Annotated in this window: 12 protein-coding genes; 4 read left to right on the forward strand and 8 right to left on the reverse strand. The window is 66.7% G+C overall.

Annotated elements, in window-relative coordinates; genetic code table 11:
• Positions 1 to 537: 537 nt before the first annotated feature.
• The 7 genes from BLW27_RS18605 to BLW27_RS18635 all read right to left on the reverse strand — a co-directional run bounded on the left by BLW27_RS18605 (position 538) and on the right by BLW27_RS18635 (position 9186).
• Positions 538 to 1863: a c-type cytochrome gene (locus BLW27_RS18605; RefSeq protein WP_089885890.1), complete on the reverse strand. Its 1326-nt coding sequence runs from the start codon at positions 1861 to 1863 to the stop codon at positions 538 to 540.
• Positions 1864 to 1891: 28 nt separating this feature from the next.
• Positions 1892 to 2257: a hypothetical protein gene (locus tag BLW27_RS18610; RefSeq protein WP_089885894.1), complete on the reverse strand. Its 366-nt coding sequence runs from the start codon at positions 2255 to 2257 to the stop codon at positions 1892 to 1894.
• Positions 2258 to 2266: 9 nt separating this feature from the next.
• Positions 2267 to 4810 (reverse strand): cytochrome c oxidase subunit I, encoded by a 2544-nt coding sequence (gene ctaD, locus BLW27_RS18615; RefSeq protein ID WP_089885897.1) that lies wholly within the window; start codon positions 4808 to 4810, stop codon positions 2267 to 2269.
• Positions 4807 to 5796 (reverse strand): cytochrome c oxidase subunit II, encoded by a 990-nt coding sequence (gene coxB / locus BLW27_RS18620; RefSeq protein WP_089885900.1) that lies wholly within the window; start codon positions 5794 to 5796, stop codon positions 4807 to 4809. The genes ctaD and coxB overlap by 4 nt, the downstream gene beginning before the upstream one ends.
• The gene (locus BLW27_RS18625) at positions 5796 to 6629 is read right to left on the reverse strand and encodes a cytochrome c oxidase assembly protein (RefSeq protein WP_218141161.1); all 834 of its coding nucleotides are present in this window, start codon (positions 6627 to 6629) and stop codon (positions 5796 to 5798) included. The genes coxB and BLW27_RS18625 overlap by 1 nt, the downstream gene beginning before the upstream one ends.
• A gap of 755 nt (positions 6630 to 7384) precedes the next feature.
• A complete protein-coding gene (locus BLW27_RS18630; RefSeq protein WP_089885904.1) occupies positions 7385 to 8194 on the reverse strand; it encodes an extensin-like domain-containing protein in 810 nt (269 codons plus the stop codon).
• Positions 8194 to 9186 (reverse strand): L,D-transpeptidase family protein, encoded by a 993-nt coding sequence (locus BLW27_RS18635; protein WP_089885906.1) that lies wholly within the window; start codon positions 9184 to 9186, stop codon positions 8194 to 8196. Before BLW27_RS18635 ends, BLW27_RS18630 begins: the two co-directional genes overlap by 1 nt.
• A 394-nt stretch (positions 9187 to 9580) precedes the next feature.
• Here BLW27_RS18635 and BLW27_RS18640 point away from each other — a divergent pair, with 394 nt between their 5' ends.
• Complete coding sequence (locus BLW27_RS18640) at positions 9581 to 11539, forward strand: bifunctional 2',3'-cyclic-nucleotide 2'-phosphodiesterase/3'-nucleotidase (protein WP_089885907.1); 1959 nt, start codon at positions 9581 to 9583, stop codon at positions 11537 to 11539.
• A 171-nt stretch (positions 11540 to 11710) separates the two neighbouring features.
• Here the strand turns inward: BLW27_RS18640 and BLW27_RS18645 are convergent, their stop codons facing one another.
• Entirely contained in the window at positions 11711 to 12223 is a 513-nt protein-coding gene (locus tag BLW27_RS18645) for a hypothetical protein (protein ID WP_218141162.1), read from the reverse strand.
• A gap of 461 nt (positions 12224 to 12684) precedes the next feature.
• Between BLW27_RS18645 and BLW27_RS18650 the strand changes: the two genes are divergently transcribed.
• The 3 genes from BLW27_RS18650 to BLW27_RS18660 all read left to right on the forward strand — a co-directional run bounded on the left by BLW27_RS18650 (position 12685) and on the right by BLW27_RS18660 (position 15566).
• Positions 12685 to 13107 carry a CBS domain-containing protein gene (locus BLW27_RS18650; RefSeq protein ID WP_089885910.1) on the forward strand — a complete coding sequence of 141 codons (423 nt, stop codon included), beginning with the start codon at positions 12685 to 12687 and terminating at the stop codon, positions 13105 to 13107.
• Between the two features lie 82 nt (positions 13108 to 13189).
• The gene (locus BLW27_RS18655; RefSeq protein ID WP_089885913.1) at positions 13190 to 13441 is read left to right on the forward strand and encodes a DUF3309 family protein; all 252 of its coding nucleotides are present in this window, start codon (positions 13190 to 13192) and stop codon (positions 13439 to 13441) included.
• Between the two features lie 136 nt (positions 13442 to 13577).
• Entirely contained in the window at positions 13578 to 15566 is a 1989-nt protein-coding gene (locus tag BLW27_RS18660; RefSeq protein ID WP_089885916.1) for a protein-L-isoaspartate(D-aspartate) O-methyltransferase, read from the forward strand.
• Positions 15567 to 15742 lie beyond the last annotated feature (176 nt).

The raw sequence follows: 15742 nt of genomic DNA on the forward strand, positions 1-15742 counted from the left end.
ATACGCGCAGCCACGGCACGACCTGAGCCGCCCTGTCTGCGCGTATCTCGACGAGGCTCACCGGCTCAAGCCTCTCGACGGTATCCCGGTCTTCCTAGACCAGTCGCGACCTCGTCCGCCTGGTCTCTTCCGATGGCGCGGGCGAGGTCGACGGCAACGCCTGCTCGGTGAACTGGCGGTTGGGCGGCGAGCGGGTCAGCGTTCTGGTGACCGGCACGGCTGCGCGTCAGGCATGGCGGTCAGGAAGTCGCGTGCCATCGGCTGAGATCCGGTGGACCGGACGCACTCAGAAGGCATCACGGGCGACCCGCTGGCCCGCGCCGCGACGCAGTCCGAGCCTGAGACCGCACCCGTATCGCCTAGCGCACCGGTGTTTCGGTGCAAGACGCTTCACGAAGAAGGTGTGACTTCACGGGAGCGAAGCCGATTGCGGCGTAGACCGTCTTTCCTTCTCGCGAACTTGCCGCGCAACTGTTCCGGTCAACCGGATCCAGCTGTCAAGGTGACGACGATGATGCTTATCCGCGCGCTTCGACCCTACCGGCTTTCGCCGTGCGCCGCGTACCAGGCCGAGGCGGCCTCTATCTGTTCGTTCGTCATGTTCCTGGCGATCTCCGACATGACATGGGCGTACGGGGTGCCGCCGCGCTTCCCCTCTTTCCAGAGGTGCAGGTGCTCCGAAAGGTACCGTTCCGGCTGGCCGACCAGGTACGGATAGTACGGGCTCTTCGAGCGGCCGGTGCTGCCGTGGCAGCTTTGGCAGGCTGGCAGCTTGCGCGACGCGATGCCCTCGAGCGCGATACGCCGACCCAATTCCAGAAGGTCATTCCGGGTGCCGGGCGGGCCGGCAGTCGCGGCCATCGGCACCTCGCGCCCCGCCGCGTCCCCCTCGCCATCCAGAATCCCCGCCCGATCCTGCCAGACGTCAACGGGTGAAACGAGCGTCTCGATCGCGTCCGTCGCCATAGCGGACAGGTCGAGCGCCGGGGCGTCGTCGCCGGTGTCTCGTCCCTCCGGCCCGGCCTCCGCGAATTCGTCGACATGAAGCGGGGGCTGGGCGGCATAGTACCGGGCCAGCTCGAAAAGCACTTCGGGTTCATAACGCGTCGCGGGCGGCTCCATGAAGCCGCTCTCGCGGAAGCCGTGGGCGAATGCGAGCAGGGTGGCGTAGAGGTAGGGCGCCGGCTGACCGGCGATCACCGGGAAGGCCTCGGGCTCGCCGCGGCCGAGGCCGTCGCGCCCATGGCAGCGCGCGCAGTCGGTGAGCGCGGTGTCGACGATACCGTCGAGCGCCGCCGTGGTTTCACCGCCGGCTTCCAGCGCGTCGCCGGCGAAGCCGCCACCAAGGGCGAGTTCGGCGTACTCGGCCCGCGAAAGGTCGGGCAAGGCGCGGAGGAACGCGACCTGCGCCCAGACCTCGTCGGTGCGGTCCTGCGCAGGCCAGGCGGGCATGCCGGAAAACTTGATGCCGTTCCTGACGATCCAGAACAGCTCCTCGTCGCTCCATTCCGCGACCTTGTGCTCGAGGCGCGGCGGCGCCGGGACCATCTCTTGGACGACGGGCGATTGCGGCACGCCGGGTGCGCCGTGGCAGGCCGCGCATCCCGTGGCGTAGTGCCCCGCCGCGCGACGTATCAGCACCGGATCGTCAAGGTCGGTCCCCTCGGGTTTCGAGACCAGAATGGATTGCGTCTCGACGGCGTTCTCCATCGTCCAGCCCAAGTACCAGCGGGTCACCGCCCAATGCCCGGACGAGGCGGCGATCGAGACCAAACCCGACCAGCCCAGCAGCAGCGCACCCATCACGCCGAGCACGAAAAGCGCGGCGATCCTTTTCCAGGTGACGATCAGCTTCAGTCGCATGGCTGCCTCCGAGGTGTTTCCGCGCACATCAACGGCAATCCCAGAAGACGAAGATGGGAAGCGTCTCGAACACCACGGCCACGAAGGAGAGCGCAGCAAGAAGCAGCGTCGAGAACTCGAGGAACCGCTCGCGCGCGTTGTCCGTGGCCTGATCGTTGCGGTAGGCGCCGCCGTACGTGCGCCACTCCCGGCCGGCGCGCCGCGCGATCAGCAGGATCAGCAGCAGGCAGATCACTGTGACGACCGCGATCGCGGCGCGGGTTCCGAAGATGTCGTCGTTCGGCGCGCATCGGTACGCCGCCAGGAAATAGCTGAACAGGAAGTGAAAACCCCAGATCGCGGGCGCGGCAATCAGGGTCCACAGGTTGTCTTGAGTCTTGCCGAATACCTGCATCGATCGCCCTCAGGTCAACAGGGGAAGATAGGCGAGCGTTCCGACGGTGACGATCACCGCGAAGCCGACAAAATGCCAGTAGAGCGCGACGTTCCAGATATCCATGTCGTGCTTGGGCGTCATTCGGCCCACCAGCGACCGCGCGAGACAGTAAGCGAGCATCAGGCTGCCTGCCACGCCGTGCAGCGCCGTCCAAATGGCGATGACCCAGACCGTCGCCGGATACACATGCGCGGCCGGCCGCAGGCCGGTGGTGTAGGGCCCCCAAAGCAGCGCCGCGCTGCCGCCCAAGGCTGCGACCGCGCCCGCCGCCATCAGCCCCCGCGCAAGACCTATGCGCCCGGCCTGGTTCGTCAGCCGCGCTCCCAGCGCCGTTGCCCATGCCACCGCGAAAAGGCCGAAAGCGACGCTCGGCCAGAGCACGCCGGGGCCGACGTTCGCCGGCGGCGGGAAATCGGCGTGGATGGTGAAGAAGTAGTAGTAGCCGAAGACCAGACCGAGAAACGCGGTCGTGTCGCCCATCATCGTGATGAACATCGCCCACCAGCCGACGGAGTGCGGCCCGGACGTGTAAAGCGGCAGGTGCAGGCCGCGGCCGACATTCTTCTCCGGCTTCTCGGGGATGATCGCGGTGCCGCGCCAAAGCCAGACGATGATCGAGATCGCGGCCAGCACCATCGCGGCGATCGTCGACGCCCACCAATGGAAGGTCGCGAAGATGAACACTGCGCCGGTGAAGATCGCCGCGACCATCGGCATGAAGCTGGGCCCCGGAACCCGCAGGCATTGCAGCGGCGTGCCGTCGAGGACCGAGGTGATGATCGTCTCGCGCTTCATCTCCTCGGCGTCGGGCAGGTAGAACCGGCCCTTGTCGACGTCGTCGATGAAGTTCGGCTGCTCCCAGAGCGGGTAGCGCGACGTGACGATCGGGATCGACCGGACGCCCCAGTCCTCGCCCGGCATCTCGACCAGCCATTCAAGGGTGCCGGCGTTCCACGGGTTGCGCTTGGCGTAGGGCTCCTTGCCGCGCGGGCGCAGCACGTCCCAGACGATGACGAGGATCCCGGCGGCGAAGATGAACGCGCCCACGCTCGAAATCAGGTTGGCGGTGCCGACGCCGAGGCTTTCGGAATAGGTCCAGACGCGCCGCGGCATCCCTGCAAGGCCGCTGTAGTGCATCGGCAAGAAAGCCGCATTGAAGCCGACGAACATCAACCAGAAGGCGATGCGGCCTAGCCGGCTGGACAGCTTGCGGCCGGCGACGAGCGGCCAGTAATAATAGACGCCCGCGGCGATCGGGAACAGCACGCCACCGATCAGGACGTAATGCAGGTGCGCCACGACGAAGTAGGTGTCGTGCGCCTGCCAGTCGAACGGAACCAGCGCCACCATTACGCCGGTCAGCCCTCCGATCACTAAGTTGGCGAGCGAACCCGAGACGAACAGCATCGGCACCGAGTAGATCACCCGGCCGGTGAGAAGCGTCGCGATGAAGACGAAGATCTGAACGCCCGTCGGGATCGCCACCGCCTCGGACGCGGCCGAGAAGAAGCCCAGCGAGATCGAGGGCAGCCCCGTCGCGTACATGTGGTGGACCCATAGGCCGAACGAGATGAAGCCGGTCCCGACCGCCGCCAGCACGATCCACGAATAGCCCAGGATCGGGCGCTGCGCGAAGGTCGGCACGATCATCGCGACCAGAGCGATTGCGGGCAGGAACACGATGTAGACCTCCGGATGGCCGAAGATCCAGAACAGGTGCTGCCACAGGATCGGATCGCCGCCGCGGCTCGGGTCGAAGAAAGGCCAGTCGAACATGCGCTCGAACTCGAACAGGATGTCGCCGGCGATCAGCGGCGGGAATGCGAACAGGATCATGCCGGCGACCACCAGCACGTACCACGCGTAGAGCGGCATCAGGTTCAGCCGCATGCCCGGCGGGCGGCACTTCAGCGTGCCGACGATCAGCTCGACCGCGGCGGCCAGCGACGCGATTTCGATGAACGACAGGCCCAGCAGCCAGATGTCGGGTCCGTATCCGGGCGTATACCGTTCCTCGGTGGTCAGCGGCGGATACATGAACCAACCGGAACTGGGGGCCTGGTCAAAGAAGATAGACCCCGTGACGAATACGCCGCCGATCACGAAGCACCAGAACCCGAACGCCGAGAGCCGCGGGAACGGCAGGTCGCGCGCGCCCAGCAGCTGCGGCAGGATGATGATCGCGACCGCCTCGAAGATCGGCACCGCGAAGAGGAACATCATCGTCGTACCGTGCAGCGTGAATGCCTGGTCGTAGAACGTCGGCGAGACGAGGTCGTTCTCGGGCACCGCGAGTTGCGCCCGCACGATCAGCGCCAGCACGCCGGCGAACAGCATGAACCCGAACGAGACGGCCGTGTACCAGACGCCGACTTCGGTGTTGTTGACGGCCGACCAGTAGCGCCAGCCCTTTGGCGCCGCCCAGACCTCGCGCAGTCTGTCCTCCTGCGCGCGGCGAACGGCCTCGTCCTCCTGGTCCGGCGCTTCCGTCTGGGTCGTCCCCTCGATCATTCGAGCGTCTCCAGCCACTCCGCGATGGCGACAATTTCCTCCTCGGGAAGCATTCCGAAGCTCGGCATCTCCACTCCGGGTTTCACGTGGTCGGTCGAGCGGATGAACTCCGCGAAATTCTCGATGGTCGTCGGAAGAAGGCCCGCCCCGATGGTGCTTCGGCTTGCCACGTGAGTCAGGTCCGGCCCGACATCGCCATCCGCAGGCGTGCCACGAACGGTATGGCAGGCGGCGCAGCCGTTCTCGAGGAACGACTGCGCGCCCCGACCGTCGTCCACCGCGGCGGGACGCGCCTGCGCGGCAACGTAGGCCTCGAATTCGTCCTCGGGCACGACGAAGACGCGGAGCCCCATGTAGGCATGGGCCGTCCCGCAATACTCGGCGCAGGCGCCGTGATAGACGCCTGTCTCCGTCGGCTCTAGCACCAGGCGGTTCACCCGGCCCGGCACCGCGTCCATCTTGCCCGCGAGGGGCGGCACCCAGAAGGAATGGATCACGTCGGGGCTGCTCAGAAGGATTTCGGTGCGCTTGCCGAGCGGGATCCATATCTCGTTCGAGCTCGGGACGCCGCCGCGCGGCAGGTTGCGGATCACGCCCGGGCCGCCCTCGACGGCGTAGGCGACGCGCCACCAGAACCGCTCGCCCGAGACGGCGATGGTCGGCCCGTCGGCCGGTCGACGCAGATCCGGCATCATCGCCAAGCCCCACCACAGCAACGCGGCCAGAACAACAGTGGGAAAGACGCAGCCGCACCAGATAATCACCAGGACGCCCGTCCTGTCAGAATAGACCTTGGTCTTCGCCTGGGCGGCGTAGACGCTGACTGCGATAACGGCGATCCAGATGGCGACGCCGCCGCCCAGCATGATCCAGAACAGGAGGAGGACCCGCTCCGCCTCGAGGCCCGCCGGATCGAACGCGGATTGCGCTCCCTCGCAGCCGGCGACGGCAACGGTTCCGGCAAGGGCGGCGAGACGGGCGCGCATCAGCGGACCTGCTCCGGCCGTGGCATGCCGACCGGACGACTCTTGGACGCGTCCATCGCGCGGAACCATGCCGCGATGAACACAAGCGCGGCGACCAGGTACATCATCGCCTGGACGATCATCATCAAGAGTCCCGCCAGTTGCTGGTCCTGGAGAAGAGACAGACCCCAGGACAGGCCGCGATCCGAATAGCTGTCGTAGAAGGCGCGCGAGGAGAAGGCCAGCAGCGCCCCCAGGACAAGCGAGACCTTGAAATTCACGAAGAGCGCCAGAATCGCCGCCCCGGCCTCGTCCCCGCGCATGCGCAGGATCGCCGTCCAGAACAGCAGCCCCGAGGCGAGAAGCGAGCTGTGCATCAGCGCGTGAACGACGTCGTCCTCGAGCGACAGCGCGATCGCCGCCGGTACATGCCAGAAGGTGAAGACCAGCAGCTGCAGTAGTGTGGCCAGACCGACGCGCGTCAGGGTGGCCCAGGCCCGGCGCCACGGCCGCCAGCTGACGAAAAGCGCCAGGCCGCGCTGCCATGGTCGCGGAAGCGCCCGGATCATCGTCGGCAATGGCAGAGCCAGCACCAGAAGCGGCGCCGCGATCCCCATGAGCACGATGTGCTGCGCCATGTGCGCCGAGAAAAGACTCTCGCCCATCGCGTCCAGCGGCCATACGAGCGCTGCTGCCAAGGCGATCAGCCCGAGCGCGAACAGCACGGCCCGCCAGACGCTCGCGCCTCGTCCGAAGCCGGCCCGACTCCAGACGAGATGCAGACCGCGCCCATAGAGCAGCGCTGCGAGCGCCACGGGAAGGACGACGGTGGGCGCGAATGTCCATGCAGACAAAAAGTCTTGCGGCGACACTGGCGCCCCGTTCGAATGGGCACCAGCCACCGAGGGAACCGTCGTTGCAGTGTAGAGGGCCAGAAGACTGCCGAGCCGGGAGGCCGAGCAGACCGGCTGCGCATGCAACCTCCGGCTGATCCGGGACTGGCGGTGATCCGACTTCACACGCGCACGTCCGTCGAGTCGTCGGGCGAACAGCCCCCGCTCCGCGATCGGATGAATTCACGCTTAGACGAAGGCGAAAGGCACCCGGCGCCCGAAGCAGTCATGTGAAGAGGGACGTATGTCGGTCGCGGCCTCATGCGCCTGCGTGGTCCTTGCCAGTGCCGGTCGGCAGCCAGAACTCGGCATCCGCCGCGAGCGTGCCCAGACGTGTGGCTGCGTAGCCGAGCGAGGCGACATCTCCACTTGCATGAACTGGAGGGAGCGTGGGGCCGGGAACCAGCCGGAATACGGTCATTGGCGACTTCCTGTCGAAATTGGCTGGCGCGACGGCGGCCCGCACATTGACATCATGACGTGCTGAAAGCGGTGCAGCGGTTGAAGCGGCTCGGGCGAACGAACTTTCATCGACTGCACAAGGTTCCGCGGGGAGCCTTCGAAAAATGAAAGGCTTGGCACGCTGGAGGCTGCTGCGCTCTCGCAGAAACCACGCCGAGGCAGGAGGGAAACGTGCGAATACGTTGCGTGCACTCAAGAGCCGCCGGACGAAGATCCGCGGGCGTGCTACATGCTGCGCCCGCACTCAGTTGAAGTCACTGGCACAACCTAAAGGCGTTGCGGCGGTCCTTGACGTCGAGATGCAGATGGTCGGCATGCGAGGCATCCGATCTGGGGCCAAGCACCGTCGTGAACTGCAGGCAGGCGGTTGCGCGCACCGCGTCCTGAAACGCCTCGGCCATGGTGCCGTCACGCTCGCGTGGTTGCACCGGGATCGGATCTCCTTCGGCAAAGCGGAACGCCATCACGTCGACGGCATTGCCGAAGGCGTGCTCCGACAATTCGCCTTCGGGAAGGTTGTTTCGGCGCCGGCACACATAGGTGCCGCCCTGATCGATGGCGGTCAACTTGCCGCGTTCGGGAAGACGGTCTGCGGCGGCAAGCACGTGGTTCTCGATCCAACGGGCGAGGGATAAGGCGGTGTCGCAACGCATCTGCCCGGCGGGTTCAAGCGCCACGCCGCCGGGAAGGCCGGTCACGTCAAGCGGCGCCAGGATACCACAATCGGCGTCGCCCTCGTCGCGGATCGGGTCGATCTGCTTGAAGGTCACGCCCAGCGACTCGAGTTCCGCCCGGCAGGCTGCCCGCGCCTCCGGCTCGGCCGCGACGCGGCTGGGCATCGGCGGTCCGGTCTCGACCACGTCGACGTCGTTTTCCTCGGCGACGAAACCCGGCTCTCCCGCGTCGGGGGCGGGATCGGCGAGATCGTCCGGCCGCGCCTCGGGCGGCACGGAGAATTCCGGCGGCGGCGCGATCGGGGCGGGTTCCGGCGCATCGTCGGAGGGCTCCTGCGCCATCAGCGGCGTGGCGGCCAACAATGCTGCGACCATGAGGAACCGGCGCATCAGGAGCCGCCTTCCACGAAGATCACGGGTATGCCCGCCGTGACCATTCCGGCCAGTTCGCGCGCGTCCCAGTTGGTGAGGCGGACACAACCATGGCTTTGACTCTGGAACAATACGTCGGGCTCAGAGGTGCCATGAATGCCGTAGGTCGGCTTGCTGAGGTCGATCCAGACGTCACCGACGGGCCCATTGGGGCCGGGCGGAAGCCGCAGCGTCTCGGTATTGTCCATCTGCTGGAAGTTCTTGTCGGGCTTGTAGGTGTAAGTCGGCTCGATCGCGATCGCTTCGACCTCGTGCCGGCCCGAGGGAGACGGCAACTGGTCCGAGCCCACGGTTGCGGGATAGTTCGCCACCATGGTGCCCTCGTCGTCGAAAGCGGCAACCCGGCCCACCGCCTTGCGCACCTCGACCCGCGTCACGTCCGGCTTGATCCTCTCCCCCGGAGCGGCGACGACGAGAGTCTCGCCCGCAGCGAAGGCCGCGCCGGGATTGAGCTCGAGGAGAAAGCCTTCGTCCATGTGGAATTTTTCGGCCAGCCGTTCCGACACGCGCGTGTAGCCAAGCCAGTCGCGCGCGGCGAGTTCGCTGTAGTCCTCGGGCAACGGTTCGGACAGACCCGAGGCGTCGTCCTCGGTGATCCGGTAGGATCGCAAGACGTCCCCGGCGTCGGAGCCGCCCAGCGCATCCCACACCGCGCGGTCCATGCGGCCATCGGGCTCGAGCCCCTCGCGCGCTTCGAACGCTCGGATCGCGCTGCGCGACATCGGCCCGCGCCATCCGTCGATGACGCCGGGGCTGATCGCGGCGCGGTCCAGCAGGACCTGCACAACGACGGTGATCGCAGACTGACCTTCGGGTAAGGGGCCGGATTCGTAGGTGGCCTGGGCGACGGCGTCAGGGTTTGGCTGGGCCAGGGCGTTGCCCGGCGTGACAAGCGCCGCTGCGGGCGCCACGCACGCCAATGCGGCGCAGGTGCATGACAAGACTTTCATGTGATGCAAACCCGCGTTCCGGATTGTTGTTCCTTTCTTCCAAGGCGTCTTCGGAACCGATGGGGGCGGTGGGGCCTGATACTGGAGTTCAATCCTCCAACAGCTGAAACCCGAAAGCGACCTCGGGCACGGGTCGACCTTCATCGATATTTCCCGGTCGTCTCAAGCGACGATGGCTTGGTTGACGATCAATCGATGGCCAGAGTCCGGGGCCGGTGGAGATTTGGGTCCGACATGCGTTGAAAGCAGCGCGGGAGGCTCCGGAGACCGGCGGTGCGCTTGCTGGCTGCGCGCGATTTGATCCTGTGTCGTCGGCACGAGTACTCGACGGGCCTGCTCGTCCAGAGATATTACGAAGGCAGGCGGGCGCGTCCCGCGCACAAAGGAGATTCCCATGCCCATCCAGCTTTCGCGGCGATCATTCCTGGCGGGTACCGCCGGCCTTATCGCGCTCCATCCCTTCTCCGCCCGCGCGCAAGCCGGGCAGGCGCATCTGCGCATCATGGAGACGACGGACATCCACGTGCACGTCTTCCCGTATGACTATTACGCCGACAAGCCGGTGGACACGGTCGGCCTTGCCCGCACCGCCTCGATCGTCGGCGATATCCGGGCCGAGGCGACGAACTCGCTGCTGTTCGACAATGGCGATTTCCTTCAGGGCAACCCCATGGGCGATTTCATGGCCTACGAGCGGGGGCTGAACGAAGGCGACCTGCACCCTGTCATCGCCGCGATGAACACGCTCGGTTTCGACGGCACGACCCTCGGCAACCACGAATTCAACTACGGCCTCGACTTCCTGATGAAGGCGATGGCGCGCGCCGACTTCCCGGTCGTATGTGCCAATGTGGCCAAGACCGCAGGCGCGACGCCCACCGAGGACAAGACGCTGGTGCCGCCCTACGCGATCATCGAGCGCACGATCACCGACGGCGCCGGCGAGACGCATCCGATCAAGGTGGGCTTCATCGGCTTCGTGCCGCCGCAGATCATGAACTGGGACCGCAAGCATCTAGAGGGCAACGTGATAGCGCGCGACATGGTCGCCGCCGCCCGCGCGTGGGTGCCGCAGATGAAGGAAGAGGGCGCCGACATCATCATCGCGCTCAGCCACTCGGGCATCGGCGCCGCCGATCACGAGGACGGGATGGAGAACGCGGCAATTCCGCTCGCCGCGGTCGAGGGCATCGACGCCATCCTGACCGGGCACTCGCACCTCGTGTTCCCGGGACCGGATTACGCGGAATGGCCAGGCGTGGACAACGCCGCCGGCACCATTGGCGGCAAGCCGGGCGTCATGGCCGGCTTCTGGGGCAGCCACATGGGCCTTGTGGACCTGATGCTGGAGCGCGACGGCAACAGCTGGCGCATCGCGTCGCACTCGGTGGAGGCGCGGCCCATCTTCCGCCGCGAGGAAGACCGCTCGATCACGCCGCTGGTCGGAAGCGACGAGGCGGTGCTTGCATCCGTGCAGGAGGATCACGACGCCACCCTGGCCTATGTGCGTCGCGCGGTCGGCAAGACCGACGCGCCGCTGCACAGCTATTTCGCGCTGGTGGCCGACGATCCCTCGGTCCAGATCGTGTCGAACGCCCAGACCTGGTACATCGAGCAGATGATGCAGGGTACGCCGCACGAGGGCCTGCCGATCCTGTCGGCCGCGGCGCCCTTCAAGGCGGGAGGCCGGGGCGGGCCGGAATACTATACCGACGTGCCCGTGGGTGACGTCGCGATCAAGAACGTGGCGGACCTTTACCTGTACCCGAACACCGTGCGCGCGGTCCGGATCACCGGCCAGCAGGTCAAGGATTGGCTGGAGCGCTCGGCGGGGATGTTCAACCAAGTCGATGCCGGCGCCGAAGATGCGCCGCTGCTGAACCCGGACTTCCCGTCCTACAACTTCGACGTCATGGACGGGGTGACCTACCAGATCGACCTGAGCCAGCCGGCCCGGTTCGACAAGGAGGGCAACGTTGCGAACCCCGACGCCAACCGGATCGTCGACCTGCGCTTTCAGGGCGAACCGATCGACCCCGCGCAGGAGTTCATCGTCGCCACGAACAACTACCGCGCATCGGGCGGTGGCAACTTCCCCGGCGCGCAGGGCGACACGATCGTGTTCGAGGGGCCGGACACCAACCGCGACGTGATCGTCCGCTACATCGTCGAGAAGCAGACCGTCAGCCCGCGAGCCGACGCCAACTGGTCCTTCGCGCCGATGGACGGAACTTCGGTGATCTTCGAAACCGGACCTGCTGGCGCGAAATACGCCGAGAGCATCGAGAGCGTCGACGTTCAGGCCGTCGGAGACAGCGACACCGGCTTCGCCCGCTTCCGCATCCGCCTCTGAGGCAACCAGCTTCCCGGGCGGCTTCGTGCCGTCCGGGAGGTGCCGCCGGGGCCTGAACACTTAATCGCCCCGGCCTCTTCTTGCAGCGCGACGGGCATCAGCCCCTCCTGCGGGTTGCAATCTTGATCGCCGCGCCGCAACCTCTGCCAATCCGGACGAGCATTGCGGCTTCTAGCTGCGGCCAGCGTCGCGCGTCACCAAGGCGCCGATGGCGAGACCGAGCGCCATGGCGCCGAACGTGGTGGCGACCGCGCGTGGTGGCAGGGCGTGCTCCCATCCAGGTGAAAGGCGACGCGGCACCAAGCCGTAATCGACGACTCCGGCGACCGTGCCGGTTGCTGCGGCGCCGAGAGCAATCTGTCCCGCGGACCGGTCCCGCCTCCGGGAAAGCCACCAGGTGAATGGCAGCGCCCAGAAAATCGAGGCTCCATAATTGATCACGGCGCCGACGCCGGTATGCGAGGTGTCGATGCTGTCAACCGTACCTGCCTGGGCGCCGTGAAGAACGTGGCTCGTGGCGTTGACGGGGGCCGCCGCGCTGCGGCCTTCCCGGCGGGCGAGCACACCGAGTGCGCCGAAGACGCTCAGGCCTGCGATGGTTCCGATGACCGCGGCGCGCAGCGCAACAGACGCGGCGTCCGCGCGTTGCGTGCCGAGATGCGCGATGTCCTTGGACCTGTTCATGAGTTTAACCTTCAATGCTTGCGGTCAGCATGAGAACCCGGGACGGCGGGTCTTCGCGTCGTCTACCTTCGATAATAATCGGTATTGCCGCGCTCCGGTTCCAAGGCGGCGACCGCTTGTCTGGCGCGGCGCCTGTCCCACTGTGCCGGGCCCTATAGAGATCGGCCAGTATACGGCGCGCTTCCGGCAAGACCGGTTTGGCCGCTACTCGCGGCCGCGGCGAACGGGAAGGCTTCTTCAGTGGAGCCTGTTGCATCGCCCAAGGCCGGCGTCGGTCTTGTCTTCGGAACCGGCCAGAGACGCGCCGGTTGTTTTTGTGCCGGGTCCCGCCGAATTGTACGCCCGCCTGCTTCCACACAGACGGGCGAATTCTTGGGCGGGCCTGCCATGTCCGCACCCGCTGCCTGACCTGTTTGGCCGTGGTCCGCGGGGATCGATGCACCGATGGAAGGAGCGAAGACATGCAGATCAAGGAAATGATGACGCCCACCGTGGATCTGGTCGATCCCGACACCAGCATCCGCGATGCGGCGATCCACATGCGCGACGGAGACGTCGGCGCCTTGCCTGTCGGCGAGAACGACCGACTGACAGGCATGGTGTCCGACCGCGATATCACCGTGCGCGGCGTCGCCACGGGTAAGGCGCCGGACGACGCCAAGGTGCGCGACGTGATGTCGGAGTCCGTCTACTACTGCTTCGAAGACGAAGACGCAGGCCGCGCGGCCGAAATCATGGCCGACCACAAGGTGCGGCGCCTGCCAGTCCTGAACCGGGACAAACGACTGGTCGGGGTCGTGGCGATCGCCGATCTTGCGGCCGCCGGCGTCGAAACCGTCGCCATCGAGTCGGTGTCGGTTCCGACCAGCACGCCGCGGGTGTGACCCAAACGCTACTTCGAACGGCCGCAACCGGGCGACTTCGCACGGGGCGCCAAGCATCCAGATTTGGTAAAGTGAGGTAGACATGGACGTGTTTCTGTTCTGGCTGGTCGTGGTTCTGCTGCTCATCACCGTTTTCGCGTGGCCGACCTGGCCTTACACGTACGAGCGCGGCGTCTATCGCCGCGGCGGCCGATGGCGCTATGCGCCCTCGGGTGCGTCGGCGGCGGCGGTTCTGGTCATCCTGTTGCTGTTCTGGCTGGGCCTGGTGGTGATCACCCTGCCTTGGGCTACCGCGCCGACGACTGCGCCGACGACCCCGGTCGTCGTCGACTGACGCGGACGGGTCCGCGCCGACCGCGCGGACCCCCACTCGCCCCCCTTTGCGGAGGGGTCATGAAAGAAGACCGGCACCCGATGCGGTCTTCGTATCCGAACCGAAGGAACTCCGTCCGAAAACGAAAGAGGTTCCTATGGCCGACACCGCCCCCGCCCGCAATCACATGGTCGAGCGCCAGATAGAAAGCCGAGGCATCCGCGACAGGCATGTTCTGGACGCGATGCGCCTCGTGCCGCGCGAGGTCTTCGTCGATCCCGGCATGGAAGAGTTCGCCTACGACGACAGCCCCCTGCCGATCGGCGAAGGGCAGACGATCTCGCAGCCCTACATCGTCGCGCTGATGATCGAATCCGCCGAGGTTCGCCCGGGCGACCGGGTGCTCGAGATCGGCGCAGGCTCGGGCTATGCCGCCGCGCTGCTCAGCCGGATCGCCGACAGCGTCCATGCCATCGAGCGGCACGAGGGACTGACGAAGAAGGCCGCCTCGCGCATGGAGCGGCTTGGCTATGACAACGTGACCCTTCGCACGGGCGACGGCACGCGAGGTTGGCCTGAGGAAGCGCCGTTCGACTCCATTCTCGTCGCAGCCGGCGCGCCGACCGCGCCGGAATCGCTCAAGCGTCAGCTGGCGGTGGGCGGGTCGCTCGTGATCCCGGTGCAGCACGACGATCAGCACCAGACCCTGATCCGCATCCGCCGCACCGCCGAGGACGCCTGGGACGAGGAAAAACTGTGCGCCGTGCGCTTCGTGCCCCTGATCGGCGCCGAGGGCTGGGCCGAGGACGGCACCCGCGCCGCGACAAACCACAAGCCGGCCCGCGAGGTGCCGTTGCCCGAGATGATCGCCGAGGCCGCCGAGCCGCTTCCGGACGTCGACGACCCGGCCTTTGGCGTCCTCTTCGAGCGCTACGGCGACCGGCGCGTGGTGCTGCTGGGCGAGGCGAGCCACGGCACGTCCGAATTCTACCGCGCCCGCGCCGCGATCACCCGGCACCTGATCGAGAACCACGGCTTCAACATCGTGGCCGTCGAGGCGGACTGGCCAGACGCCGCCGCGATCGACCGCTTCGCGCGCGACCTTGCACCGCGCGACACGGGCGAGCCGGCCTTCAACCGCTTTCCCACCTGGATGTGGCGGAACACCGTGGTCGAAGGCTTCAGCCACTGGCTGCGCAGCCACAACGCTCGGATCCCGGACCCGGGTGCGCGGGTCGGGTTCTACGGCCTCGACATCTACAACATGCGCGGGTCGATCGCCGCGGTGCTCGACTATCTCGAGACTGTTGACCCGGAGGCCGCGCGCATCGCCCGCGAGCGGTACAGCTGCCTGACGCCCTGGCAGAGTGATCCGGCGACATACGGGCGAGCGGTCCTGACCCAACGCTATCGCGACTGCGAGGCCGAGGTCGTGGCGCAACTGCGCGCCCTGCTCGAAAAGGAACTGGACTACGAGGCCGCGGATGGCGCCGGCTTTCTGGATGCCGCGCAGAATGCCAGGCTGGTCCGGTCGGCCGAGCAATACTACAAGGTGATGTACTACGGCGGCGCGGAAAGCTGGAACTTGCGCGACAGCCACATGTTCGAGACGCTCGAGCATGTACTGGAGTCGCGCGGACCGGACGCGAAGGCGATCGTCTGGGCGCATAACAGCCATATCGGCGATGCGCGCGCGACCGAGATGGGCGCGGTGCGCGGCGAACACAACATCGGCCAGCTCGTGCGCCAACGCTTCGGCGACGAGGCCGGGCTGATCGGCTTCGGCACACATACCGGCACCGTCGCCGCGGCAACCGATTGGGGCGGCGAGATGGAGATCAAGCGCGTCCGCCCGTCGCGCGAAGACAGCTACGAGCGGTTGTGCCACGATGCAGGAGGCGGGCGCTTCCTGCTGGACCTTTCCCGCGATCCCGCGCTTCGAAGGCGGCTGGAAAAGCAACGGCTTGAGCGCTTCATCGGCGTCATCTACAGGCCCGAGACCGAGCTTGCGAGCCACTACGCGGATGCGTCGTTGCCGCGTCAGTTCGATGGCTGGGTCTGGTTCGACGAGACCAGCGCGATCACGCCTCTGGAGACCGAACCCGACCGCGAGGGTATGCCCGAGACCTGGCCGTTCGGACTCTGACGGTAGGACCGACAGTGGCAATTCGGGTGACGGAAGACGGGCCCGATGATACTTTTTATAGCCTCACCCGGCGAAGTTCTGTCGGGGCACCTCGATCGCCGAAATCGCCATTCTTTCGCGCGTCCCTGAACCGCATCAGGTCGATGGTCCGGGCCGCACCCGAGGGCACGACATGC

This window comes from Citreimonas salinaria (genome assembly GCF_900107235.1).
Taxonomy (GTDB): Bacteria; Pseudomonadota; Alphaproteobacteria; order Rhodobacterales; family Rhodobacteraceae; genus Citreimonas; species Citreimonas salinaria.